This window comes from Brachybacterium squillarum M-6-3, from assembly GCF_000225825.1.
GTDB lineage: Bacteria > Actinomycetota > Actinomycetes > Actinomycetales > Dermabacteraceae > Brachybacterium > Brachybacterium squillarum.
In genome coordinates, this window is record NZ_AGBX01000005.1 from 169,424 (window position 1) to 181,052 (window position 11,629).

At 74.8% G+C, this 11,629-nt stretch carries 8 protein-coding genes; all 8 read left to right on the plus strand.

The features are described 5' to 3' along the window. Position 1 precedes the first annotated feature (1 nt). From OM98_RS07790 to murC, 8 genes are read left to right on the plus strand one after another with little or no spacing between them, the layout of a single operon-like run. Positions 2 to 1,909, plus strand: a complete 1,908-nt coding sequence (locus tag OM98_RS07790; RefSeq protein WP_245528750.1) for a peptidoglycan D,D-transpeptidase FtsI family protein — start codon at positions 2 to 4, stop codon at positions 1,907 to 1,909. Next, positions 1,903 to 3,456, plus strand: a complete 1,554-nt coding sequence (locus OM98_RS07795; RefSeq protein ID WP_010534048.1) for a UDP-N-acetylmuramoyl-L-alanyl-D-glutamate--2,6-diaminopimelate ligase — start codon at positions 1,903 to 1,905, stop codon at positions 3,454 to 3,456. The genes OM98_RS07790 and OM98_RS07795 overlap by 7 nt, the downstream gene beginning before the upstream one ends. Position 3,457: 1 nt before the next feature. Then, positions 3,458 to 4,933 (plus strand): UDP-N-acetylmuramoyl-tripeptide--D-alanyl-D-alanine ligase, encoded by a 1,476-nt coding sequence (locus tag OM98_RS07800; protein WP_010534049.1) that lies wholly within the window; start codon positions 3,458 to 3,460, stop codon positions 4,931 to 4,933. Further along, positions 4,930 to 6,036 (plus strand): phospho-N-acetylmuramoyl-pentapeptide-transferase, encoded by a 1,107-nt coding sequence (gene mraY, locus OM98_RS07805; protein WP_010534050.1) that lies wholly within the window; start codon positions 4,930 to 4,932, stop codon positions 6,034 to 6,036. Before OM98_RS07800 ends, mraY begins: the two co-directional genes overlap by 4 nt. Next, positions 6,033 to 7,553: a UDP-N-acetylmuramoyl-L-alanine--D-glutamate ligase gene (gene murD / locus OM98_RS07810; protein WP_033195111.1), complete on the plus strand. Its 1,521-nt coding sequence runs from the start codon at positions 6,033 to 6,035 to the stop codon at positions 7,551 to 7,553. The genes mraY and murD overlap by 4 nt, the downstream gene beginning before the upstream one ends. Next, positions 7,550 to 8,926: a putative lipid II flippase FtsW gene (ftsW, locus tag OM98_RS07815; protein WP_010534052.1), complete on the plus strand. Its 1,377-nt coding sequence runs from the start codon at positions 7,550 to 7,552 to the stop codon at positions 8,924 to 8,926. Before murD ends, ftsW begins: the two co-directional genes overlap by 4 nt. Further along, positions 8,923 to 10,002: an undecaprenyldiphospho-muramoylpentapeptide beta-N-acetylglucosaminyltransferase gene (murG, locus tag OM98_RS07820; protein WP_010534053.1), complete on the plus strand. Its 1,080-nt coding sequence runs from the start codon at positions 8,923 to 8,925 to the stop codon at positions 10,000 to 10,002. The genes ftsW and murG overlap by 4 nt, the downstream gene beginning before the upstream one ends. Positions 10,003 to 10,037: 35 nt before the next feature. Then, positions 10,038 to 11,579 (plus strand): UDP-N-acetylmuramate--L-alanine ligase, encoded by a 1,542-nt coding sequence (murC, locus tag OM98_RS07825; protein ID WP_010534054.1) that lies wholly within the window; start codon positions 10,038 to 10,040, stop codon positions 11,577 to 11,579. The last annotated feature ends 50 nt before the right edge of the window (positions 11,580 to 11,629 follow it).

Genomic DNA, 11,629 nt, shown 5'->3' on the forward strand with positions numbered 1-11,629 from the left:
AGTGGCCACCCCCCGTCGATCGACGCGAGCATCCGCGGGCGGTCGCGGCGGCGGCGGCGCGCAGCGACCCCGCAGCCAGTCCTCCCGCGGGCGGCAGACGCGCAGCCGGGCATCCCGCGACGGTGCCGCGCCGCGTCCCCGCCCCGCCCGCGGCGGAGGCCCCGGCGGTCGTCGCCCCCGCCGCTCCGGCCTCGGCGCCCCGAAGGTCCGCCACCGCCTCGTGCTGGCCATGATCATGGTCGCCGTGCTCGCGCTCTCCGGTCGCCTGTTGTGGGTGCAGGGGCTGAACTCCCAGGCCCTCGCCCAGGAGGCCTACGAGCAGCGCTCCGTGACCCGGCCCATCACCGCCCTGCGCGGCGACATCACCGACCGTGACGGCACCGTGCTGGCCAGCTCCGTGGAGCGCTACGACCTCTGGGTGAACCAGGTCCAGGTCACCTCCTACAAGGAGAACTGGACCTCCACCGACGTCAAGGGCGTCGAGGCCGCCGCCGAGGACCTCGCGCCCGTGCTGGGCTGGACCGTCGAGGAGACCACGGAGGTCCTCACCGGCGACGACCAGTTCAAGTACCTGGAGAAGAACGTCGAGCCGGCCGTGCGCAACGCGGTGCTCTCCCTGGACATCCCCGGCATCGGCGGGGACCGGGTGGCCGACCGCATCTACCCGGCCGGCTCCGTGGGCGGCAACGTCCTCGGCTACGTCGGCGCCGACGGCACCGCCCTGGGCGGCGCCGAGCTCACCTACGACGACGTCCTCGCCGGCACCGACGGCGAGATGACCTACGAGCAGGGCGCCGGCGGGCAGGTCATCTCGACCGCCCCCAGCACCACCACCGAGGCCGTCGACGGCTCCGACCTCGCGCTGACCATCGACCGGGACCTGCAGTGGAAGACCCAGGAGGTCCTGCAGGCCACCATCGACCAGTGGGGCGCCACCGGCGGTGCCGCCGTGGTCTACGACCCGAAGACCGGCGAGGTGCTGGCCCTGGCCGATGCCCCCACCTTCGACCCCAACGACGTGGGCAGCGCCTCCTCGGAGGACCTCGGCATCCGCTCCGTCTCCAGCGTCTTCGACCCCGGTTCCACCGGCAAGCTGTTCACCATGGCCGCCGCCCTCGAGGAGGGCACCGCCGAGGTCGACAGCGAGTACGAGGTCCCCTACACGATGGACTTCAACGGGGAGCGCATCAAGGATTCCCACTCGCACCCCGACCAGCAGCTCACCATGGCCGGGATCCTCAAGAACAGCTCCAACACCGGCACCGTGCAGGTCGCCGAGACGATGACCCCCGAGACCCGGTACGACTACCTGATGGCCTTCGGGCTGGGCCAGACCACGGACGTGGGCCTGCCCGGCGAGTCCGCCGGCATCGTGCGCCCGGCCGAGGACTGGACCGGCCGCACCCGCTACACCACCTCCTTCGGCCAGGGCTACTCCGTGACCGCGCTGCAGATGGTCTCCGCCATCGGCGCCTTCGCCAACGACGGGGTGCGGGTGCAGCCGCAGATCGTCGCCGGGGTGCGGGAGGACGACGGCTCGATCAGCCCCGTCGAGAAGCCCGAGCGGACGCGCGCGGTCTCCGCGGAGACCGCCGACGAGATCCTCGCGATGATGGACAACAACATCGACGACGAGGAGTCCGGGGCCCGGGTCGAGGGCTACGCCGTGGGCGGCAAGTCCGGCACCGCCGAGGTGCCCGACGGCACCTACACCTCCTCCTTCATCGGCGTCGCCCTGGCCGACGACCCGCAGCTCGTCGTCGGCGTCTACCTCTTCGGCCTGAACACCTTCATCTCCGGCACCCGCGCCGCCGCCCCGGCGTTCTCGGACGTGATGACCTTCGCGCTGCAGAACCAGGGCATCGCCCCCACCGGCGTGCCCGGCCGCGAGCTGGAGAACGAGTGGTGAGCGCCCCCGTCACGGAGCCGCCGCGTCCCGAGAGCCCCCAGGGCGTCGACGCGGCCGCCCTCGCCCGCCTCCTCGGTGCCCCCGCTCCGGACGTGGACGTGCACCTCACCGGCGTCACCCTGGACTCGCGGGCCGTGCGCCCCGGGGACCTGTGGTGCGCCCTGCCCGGGGCCAACGCCCATGGCGCCGACTTCGCCGCCCAGGCCGCCTCCCTCGGCGCCGCCGCGGCCCTCACCGACGATGCCGGTGCCGCCCGCTGCCGCGAGGCCGGCCTGCCGGTGCTCGTGGTCGAGGACCCGCGCCGGGACACCGCCACCGCCGCCGCGACCGTGTACGGCGAGCCCGCCGCGAAGCTGGCCACGATCGGGGTCACCGGCACCAACGGCAAGACCTCGGTGACCACCATCGTCACCGCCGTGCTGGAGCACCTCGGGGTGCCCGCCGGCGTGGTCGGCACCTCCGGCACCCTCTACCGCGACCCCGCGGGCGCCGAGCACGTCATCGGCACCGTCCGCACCACCCCCGAGTCCCCGGAGCTGCACGGCCTGCTGGCCCGCATGGCTGAGGACGGGGTGCGGATCGCCTCGATGGAGATCTCCTCCCACGCCCTCGTGCTGCACCGGGCCGACGGGGTGGTGGTCGACGCCGCCTGCTTCACCAATCTCAGCCAGGACCACCTCGACTTCCACGGCACGATGGAGGAGTACTACCTCGCCAAGCGCCGCCTGTTCACCCCGGCCCATGCCTCCCGCGGCGTGGTGTGCGTGGACGACGAATGGGGCCGTCGCCTGGCCCGCGAGGCCGAGATCCCCGTGACCACCTACTCCACGACGGGCATCGCCGCCGACCACCGTGCGGTGGACCTGCGCCCGGACGGCTTCGGCACCGGCTTCACCGTGCAGGGCCCCGAGGACTCGCGGCCCCTGGCCGCCGCCCTGCCCGGTCGCCACTACGTCGCCAACGCGCTCGCCGCCTCCCTGCTGCTCGAGATCGTCGGCGTCCGCGGCCCCGAGGTCGACGCGGCCATCGGCCACGCCGGCACCGTGCCCGGCCGGATGGAGCAGGTCGCCACCGCGCCCGTCCGCGGCGTCGTGGACTACTCCCACACCCCCGACGCCCTGCAGCAGGCCCTGGACACCCTCCGCGCCGTGCCCGGCACCCGCCGCATCCTCACCGTGATGGGCGCCGGCGGAGACCGCGACCGCGGCAAGCGGCCCGTGATGGGGGAGGTCGCCGCCCGCGGCTCCGACGTGGTCATCATCACCGACGACAACCCCCGCAGCGAGGACCCCGCGAGCATCCGCGAGCAGGTCCGCGCCGGGGTCCCGGCCGACACCGCGGCCGTGGTGCACGTGGTCGACGGCCGCGGCGCCGCCATCGACCTGGCCGCGGAGCTGGCCGACGTGGGTGACACCATCCTGGTCGCGGGCAAGGGCGCGGAGACCGGACAGACCATCGGCGGTATCGTCCATGCGTTCGATGACCGCCTGCGACTGCGCGAAGCCCTCGCCGCGAGCGGTGGCAGCGACGCGGACGGAGGACGCTGACATGTTCCAGACCACGGCCCGACAGATCGCCGAGACCACCGGCGGCAGCCTCGTCGGCGGCGCCAGCGGGGACGAGACCGTCACCGGCGAGGCCCGCATCGACTCCCGTGCCGTCGAGCCCGGCGACCTCTTCGCCGCCTTCGCCGGCGAGCACGTCGACGGCCACGACTACCTCGCGGCCGCCTCCGCCGCCGGCGCGGCCCTCGCCCTGGTCACCCGGGACGACGTCGGGATGCCGGCCGTGCGCGTCGCCGACGTCCAGCAGGCCCTCTCCGACCTCGCCCGCGAGCAGATCGAGCGCGCCCGCGCCGCCGCGGAGCCGCCGGTCGTGCTCGCCGTCACCGGCAGCGCCGGCAAGACCTCCACCAAGGACCTGCTCGGCCTCGTGCTGTCCGGGATCGGCCCCACCATCGCCCCCGCCGGCAGCTTCAACAACGAGCTCGGCCTGCCGCTGACCGTGCTGCGCCTGACCCCCGACACCCGCTTCCTGGTGCTCGAGATGGGCGCCCGCGGCGTCGGCCACATCCGCCACCTCACCGACATCGCCCGCCCCGACATCTCCCTGGTCCTGAACGTGGGCAGCGCCCACCTCGGCGAGTTCGGCAGCGTCGAGGCCATCGCCCGCGCCAAGGGCGAGCTGGTCGAGGCGCTGCCCGCCACCGGCCGCGCCGTGCTGAACGCCGAGGACCCGCGCGTGGCCGCGATGGCCTCCCGCACCGAGGCGCCCGTGGTCACCTGGGGGCTGTCCTCCGGCGACGTCCGCGGCGAGCAGCTCGACCTCGACGCCGAGGCCCGCATCACCTTCACCCTCACCGTGCCCGAGGGCCTCACCCGGCTCGACGGCTCGGCCGTGCCCGCCGGCAGCGTCCCCGTGCGCCCCGACCTGCTGGGCGAGCACCAGGCCGGCAACGTCCTGGCCGCCCTCACCGGCGCCCTGCTGGCCGGCGCCGAGCCGGCCGCCGCGGCCGCCGCCCTGGAGGGCGCCACGCTCGCCTCCGGGCAGCGCATGGAGGCCGAGCGCGCCGGGGACGTCCTCGTGATCAACGACGCCTACAACGCCAACCCCGATGCGATGCGGCTGGCCCTGAAGACCCTCGCCCACCTCGGCCGCGGACACCGCACCATCGCCGTGCTGGGGGAGATGCGCGAGCTCGGCCCCGACTCCGCGCGACTGCACGACGAGATCGGGCGCCTCGCCGTCCGGCTGAACATCTCCCAGCTCTACGTGGTGGGGGAGGGCGCCGCCCCGATGCACCACGGCGCCAGTCTGGAGGGCAGCTTCGGCGGGGAGTCGGAGTACCTCGACACCGTCGAGGAGGCCCTCGCTGTGCTAGAACGGACCGTGGCGCCCGGGGACGTGGTGCTGCTGAAGTCGTCTCGGGATGCCGGTCTGCGGCAGCTCGCACGACCCCTGCTCGAACACCTCGCGCAGGACGCCGGGCCCCAGCGCCCCTCGGACGGAGGAGAGCAGGGATGATCCCGATCATCATCGCCGGCGCCGCCGGCTTGATCCTGTCGCTGTTCGGCACCCCGCTGTACATCCGCCTGCTGGTCAAGCGCGGCTACGGCCAGTTCATCCGCGACGACGGACCGACTTCGCACGCCACCAAGCGCGGCACCCCCACCATGGGTGGCGTCGCCATCATCCTGTCGACCGTGCTGGCCTACGGCATCGCCCACGCGGTGCCGCCGAGCCCCAGCCTGCCCAGCGTCACCGTGCTGCTGGTGCTGTTCCTCATGGTCGGGCTCGGCGTCGTCGGCTTCCTCGACGACTACATCAAGATCTCCCGCCAGCGCAGCCTGGGCCTGCGCCCGCACCAGAAGCTGATCGGCCAGTTCCTCGTGGCCACCGCCTTCGCCGTGCTCGCCCTGTTCTTCCCGGACGACGGCGGGAACACCCCGGCCAGCACCCAGATCTCCTTCGTGCGGGACATCCCCTGGCTGGACCTCGCCTTCGGCGGCACCGTGGTCGGCATCATCCTCTTCGCCGTCTGGGCGAACTTCCTGGTGGCCGCCTGGTCCAACGGCGTGAACCTCACCGACGGGCTCGACGGCCTCGCCAGCGGCGCCACCATCATCTTCACCGCCGCCTACCTGATCATCTCCTTCTGGCAGTGGCGGCAGGTCTGCAACATCGACCTCGAGGCCGGCGGCCTGGTCCACTGCTACGACGCCCGCGACCCGATGGACACCGCCGTGCTGTGCGCCGCGATCATGGGCTCCCTGGTCGGCTTCCTGTGGTGGAACACCTCCCCGGCCAAGATCTTCATGGGCGACACCGGCTCCCTCGCCCTCGGCGGCGCCCTGGCGGGCCTGACCATCGTCACCCACACCCAGGTGCTCGGCGCCATCATCGGCGGCCTCTTCGTCGCGATCTCGCTGTCCGTGATCATCCAGGTGGCCAGCTTCAAGGCGACCGGCAAACGCGTGTTCCGCATGGCCCCGCTGCAGCACCACTTCGAGCTGAAGGGCTGGAACGAGGTCACCATCGTGGTCCGCTTCTGGATCGTCGCGGGCGTCCTGGCCGGCGTGGGCCTCGGCTTCTTCTACCTCGACGCGCTGCCGTGGGTCACCTCGTGACCGCCCCGCAGCACGGCTCCGACCCCACCACCCCGGTCCAGGACCGTCCCTGGCCCGGCCTGGACGTCGCCGGCGTGCGCATCCTGGTGGCCGGCTTCGGTGTCTCCGGCTACGCGGTCGCCGACCAGACCATGCAGCGCGGGGCCCGGGTGCTCGTCGTCGACGCCGGGCAGGGCGAGGAGCTGCGCGAGCGCGCCCGCATCCTCGAGGTCCTCGGCGTCGAGGTGCGCCTCGGCGCCGAGCACACCGCCGCCCTCCCCGCCGACCGCGAGATCGACCTGGTGGTCACCTCGCCCGGCTGGCGCCCCGAGCAGCCCCTGCTCGCCGCGGCCGCCGCCGCCGGGATCCCCGTGTGGAGCGAGATCGAGCTGGCCCGCCGCATGCAGGCGCCGGACGGCCCCGCCTGGCTCGGCATCACCGGCACCAACGGCAAGACCACCACCGTCACCATGCTCGAGTCGATCCTGCAGGCCGCCGGGCTGCGCGCCGTGGCCTGCGGCAACGTCGGCCTGCCGGTGATCGAGGCCGCCCTGGACCCCGAGGGCTTCGAGGCGCTCGCGATCGAGCTGTCCAGCTTCCAGCTGCACTGGACCGAGCACCTGGACTGCGAGTCCGCCGTGGTGCTGAACGTGAGCGACGACCACCTGGACTGGCACGGCGGGGCCGAGGCCTACGCCGCCGCCAAGGGCCGCATCTACGAGGGCGTCTCCCGCGCCTGCGTCTACACCGCCGGCGACCCCGTGACGATGTCGCTGGTCGAGGTGGCCGACGTGGTCGAGGGCGCCCGCGCCATCGGCATCGGCCTCGGCGCCCCCGGCCTCTCCGAGCTGGGCGTGGTCGACGGGCTGCTGGTGGACCGCGCCTTCCTCGCCGAGCGCCGCACCCAGGCCGCCGAGCTCGCCTCCCTCGAGGACCTCGCCCACCTGGGCCCCGAAGGCGCCCCGCCGCACGTGGTGCTCGACGCGCTGGCCGCCGCGGCCCTGGCCCGCGCCCACGGCGTCGAGCCCGCCGCCGTGCGCGAAGGCCTGCGCGGCTACCGCATGGGCCGCCACCGCGCCGAGCTGCTGGGCCGCGTCGGGGAGGTGGCCTACGTGGACGACACCAAGGCCACCAACCCCGCCGCCGCCCGGGCCTCCCTCGCCGCCGCCGAACGCATCGTCTGGATCGCCGGCGGCGACACCAAGGGCGCGGACGTGGAGCCGCTGGTCGCCGATGCTGCCGCTCGCCTCGCCGGGGTGGTGCTGCTCGGCGTGGACGCGAGCCCCTTCGAGGAGGCCCTTCGCCGACACGCCCCCGATGTCCCCGTCGCCCGCATCGACCCGGGCGACACTGGCGAGGTCGCCGGACGCGAACGGCTGATGGAGGAGGCGGTGGCCCGCGCCCACGCGCTGGCCGCCCCCGGGGACGTGGTGCTGCTGGCACCCGCCGCGGCCTCCATCGACCAGTTCCGCAACTACGCGGAACGGGGGGAGCTGTTCGCGGCGGCCGTGTCCCGACTGCCAGGAGCCTCCCGATGACCATGCAGGACAGCCGCCGCTCCACCCGTGTGGTGCGGCCCGAGGAGGAGCAGCAGCCGCTCGGGGACATCTCCGGGCGCGTGCGCTCCGGCCTCGGCAGCTGGCTGCGGTCCCCGGCGCTGGACTTCTACGGCCTCATCGTCGTCGGCGCGCTGCTGATCGGCATCGGCCTGGTGATGGTGCTGTCCTCCTCCTCGGTGCTGAACATCGCCCGCGGCGACTCCGGCTACGCGGGCCTGATCCGCCAGGGCACCTTCGCCGTCGCCGGCCTGGTGTTGCTGGTGGTCGCCGCCTGCCTGCCCCCGAGCTTCTACCGCAAGGCCGCCTGGCCGCTGCTGCTGTTCGGCCTCGCCCTGCAGATGCTCGTGCACACCCCGCTCGGCGTCGACGTCGACGGCAACCGCAACTGGATCCAGATCGCCGGGCAGCGCATGCAGCCCTCCGAGTTCCTCAAGCTCGCGCTCGCGGTCTGGATCGGCGCGGTCCTCTCCACCAAGCGCCCCCTGCTGCACAAGCCCTTCCACCTCATCGTGCCGCTGGTGCCCGGGGTGCTCCTCGCCCTCGTCCTCGTCGTCTGGGGCCACGACCTCGGCACCACCCTGGTGATGTGCATGCTCGTCGCCGGCGCCGTCTGGGTCGCCGGGGTGCCCCGCCGCTGGTTCCTGCTGGCCGGCGGCGCCGGACTGCTCGGCGTGATCGCCCTGACCATCACCAGCTCCAACCGCATGGGCCGCATCGAGAACTGGCTGCAGGGCACCTGCGAGGGCGACAGCTGCTACCAGTCCACCCAGGGCCTGATGGGCCTCGCCGGCGGCGGCTGGTGGGGCGTGGGCCTCGGCCAGAGCCGCCAGAAATGGGGCCGCCTGCCCGCCGCCGAGGACGACTACATCTTCGCGATCATCGGGGAGGAGCTGGGCCTGCTGGGCACGCTCTCCGTGGTGCTGCTCTTCGCCGCCCTCGCCTTCCTGCTGTTCCGCATGATCACCCGCATCGACGACCACTTCATGCAGATCACGGTGGCCGGGATCAGCTGCTGGATCATCGGCCAGGCCTTCGTGAACATGATGGTGGTGACCGGCCTGTTGCCCGTGATCGGCGTGCCCCTGCCCTTCATCTCCGCCGGCGGCTCCGCGCTGCTGGCCTCGATGGCCGCCCTCGGCGTGCTGCTCTCCTTCGCCCGCCACGAACCGGGCGCCCAGGAGGCCATCACCGCGCGCATGGGCGCCGTGCGCAGCTCCGCCACCGTGCTGCCCGCCCCGCGCGACACCCCCGCCCCGCAGCGCTCCAGGCGCTCCCGCCGACGTTCCGCCGCCCGCCGCGGCGCGGCCCGGACCGCCGACCGCTCGCCCCGACCCCCGAAGGGACGCCGATGACCCCCCGAGTCCTGCTCGCCGGAGGCGGCAGCGCCGGCCACGTCTCCCCGCTGCTGGCCACCGCCGACCGGATCTCCCGCCGCGCCCCCGAGGCCGAGGTGCTCGTGCTCGGCACCGCCGACGGGCTCGAGGCCGACCTCGTGCCCGCCGCCGGCTACGAGCTGGTCACCATCGAGAAGGTGCCCTTCCCGCGCCGCCCGAACGGTGCCGCCCTGCGCTTCCCCGCCCGCTTCGGGGCCACCCTGCGCGAGGTCCGCGGCCTGCTGCGCGAGCGCGACATCGACGTGGTCGCCGGCTTCGGCGGCTACGTCTGCCCGCCGGCCTACCTCGCCGCCGCCGCGAGCCGCACCCCGCTGGTGGTGCACGAGGCCAACCGTCGCCCCGGCCTGGCCAACCGCCTCGGCGCCCGCCGCGCCGAGGCCGTGCTCACCGCCTTCCCCGGCTCCAGCCTGCGCGGCGCCCGCCGCATCGGCATGCCCATGCGCGAGGCCGTCGCCCACCTGGACCGCGAGGCCCGCCGCCCCGAGGCCAGGGAACGGCTCGGCCTGGACCCGGAGCGCCCCGTGCTGCTCGTGACCGGCGGCTCCCTCGGCGCCCAGCGGCTGAACGCCCAGGTCTCCGAGGCCGCCGCGGACTTCCTGGCCGCCGGCACCCAGATCCTGCACATCACCGGCCGCGGCAAGGCCGAGGGTCTGACGGCCCGCGAGGGCTACCACGTCGTGGAGTACGTCCACGCGATGGAGGACGCCTACGCCGCCGCCGACCTGGCGCTGACCCGCTCCGGCGCCGGCACCGTCTGCGAACTGACCGCCGTCGGCCTGCCCGCGGTGCTGGTGCCCCTGCCCGTCGGCAACGGCGAGCAGGCCCTGAACGGCGAGGAGGTCGTCGCCGCCGGCGGCGCCCTGATGATCCCCGACGCCGAGCTGGACGCCGCCTACCTGCGCTCCACCGTGCTGCCCCTGCTGCAGGACGAGCAGCGGCGCGCCGCGATGGCCGAGGCCTCCCGCGCCTTCGGCATCACCGACGCCGCCGAGGTCATGGCCGACATCGTGATCAGCGCCGCACGCCGCGCCTGACCGGAGCCCTCGCGAGCGCCGACTACCGTGGCCCCATGAGCTCCGATGCCGCGTCCCCGGGCCCGATCGCGCCCCGCACGATCCTCGCCCCGGGACCGGTGGTCTCCCGCGCCGACTGGCCCGCCGAGCAGGAGCCCCGCGCGCTCCACGTGATCCGCATCGGCGGTGCCGGGATGTCCGCCGTGGCCCGGCTCGCCCTCGAGGCCGGCCTGGCCGTCTCCGGTTCCGACTCGCAGGACGGCCAGTTCATCGGCCCGCTGCGGGAGGCCGGCGCCACCATCGGGATCGGCTTCGACGCGGCGCAGCTGCCCGCCGACTGCGACCTCGTCGTGGTCTCCACCGCAGTGCGCGCCGACAACCCCGAGCTGCTCGCCGCCCGCGAACGCGGCATCCCCGTCATCCACCGCGCCGCCGCCCTGGCCGGGCTGCTGGGGGAGCGGCCCCTGATCGCCGTCGCCGGCACCCACGGCAAGACCTCCACCACCGGGATGGCCGTCACCGCCTTGCGCGGCGCGGGCACCGACCCCGCCTGGGCCCTCGGCGCCGCCGTGCCCGACCTCGGCCGCAACGCCGGCTTCGGCGCCGCGTCCGCCCCGGGCACGCGCCTGCCCGCCGACGCCGACCGTCAGCCCGCCGTGGTCGAGGCCGACGAGTCCGACGGCTCCTTCCTCGCCTTCGCGCCCCGCGCCCTCGTGGTCACGAACCTCGAGGCCGACCACCTCGACTTCCACGGCGACGAGGCCACGCTGATCGCCGGCTTCGACGCCCTGGCCGACCGGGTCGTGCCCGGCGGCACCCTCGTGGTCTGCGCCGACGATCCCGGGGCGCGCGCCCTGGGGGAGCGGGCACGGGCCCGCGGCATCGCGGTGCAGGAGTACGGCACCGCCGCGGACGCCGATTGGGAGCTGCGGGCGGAGGACGCCGCAGCCGGCGGCACCGTCGCCGAGCTGCGCACCCCGAGCGGCCCGCTCACCCTGCGCCTCGCCGTCGCCGGCCACCACAACGTGCTGAACGCCCTCGGGGCGCTCGCCGCCTGCGCCGCCGCCCTGCCCGCCGCCGACCCGGCCCTGCTGGCCGCCGGCATGGCCTCCTTCACCGGGGCCTCCCGCCGCTTCGACGTGGCCGGCACCGTCGGCGGCGTGACCGTGGTGGACGACTACGCCCACCACCCGCGCGAGGTCGCCGCCACCCTCGAGGCCGCCCGCGGCATCGTCGCCCAGCAGCCCGGCCCGGGCCGGGTGCTCGCCGTCTTCCAGCCCCACCTGTACTCCCGCACCCGCGCCTTCGGCGCCGAGTTCGCCGCGGCCCTCGCCGCCGCCGACCTCGCCTGGGTGATGCCCGTCTACGGCGCCCGCGAGGACCCCGATCCGAGCGTCGACGCCCGCACCATCACCGCCCACCAGCCCACCCTGACCCCGCTGGACGAGGCCGGGGCCGTGATCCCCTCCGTCCGCGCCGCGGCCCGTCCCGGCGACCTGCTGCTGATGCTCGGCGCCGGCGACGTCGTCGAGACCACCCCGCAGCTCCTGGCCACGCTGGACGCTCCCGTCACCGACGCGGGGGAGCCCGAGGCGTGATGGCCCGCCGCCCCTCCACCCCCCGCCGCCCCGGGGCGCCCACCGGCACC

Coding starts and splice junctions, on each gene's coding strand:
- OM98_RS07800 (WP_010534049.1), top strand. CDS start 3,458: ATGTTCCAGACCACGGCCCGACAGATCGCCGAGACCACCGGCGGCAGC.
- mraY (WP_010534050.1), top strand. CDS start 4,930: ATGATCCCGATCATCATCGCCGGCGCCGCCGGCTTGATCCTGTCGCTG.
- ftsW (WP_010534052.1), top strand. CDS start 7,550: ATGACCATGCAGGACAGCCGCCGCTCCACCCGTGTGGTGCGGCCCGAG.
- murG (WP_010534053.1), top strand. CDS start 8,923: ATGACCCCCCGAGTCCTGCTCGCCGGAGGCGGCAGCGCCGGCCACGTC.
- murC (WP_010534054.1), top strand. CDS start 10,038: ATGAGCTCCGATGCCGCGTCCCCGGGCCCGATCGCGCCCCGCACGATC.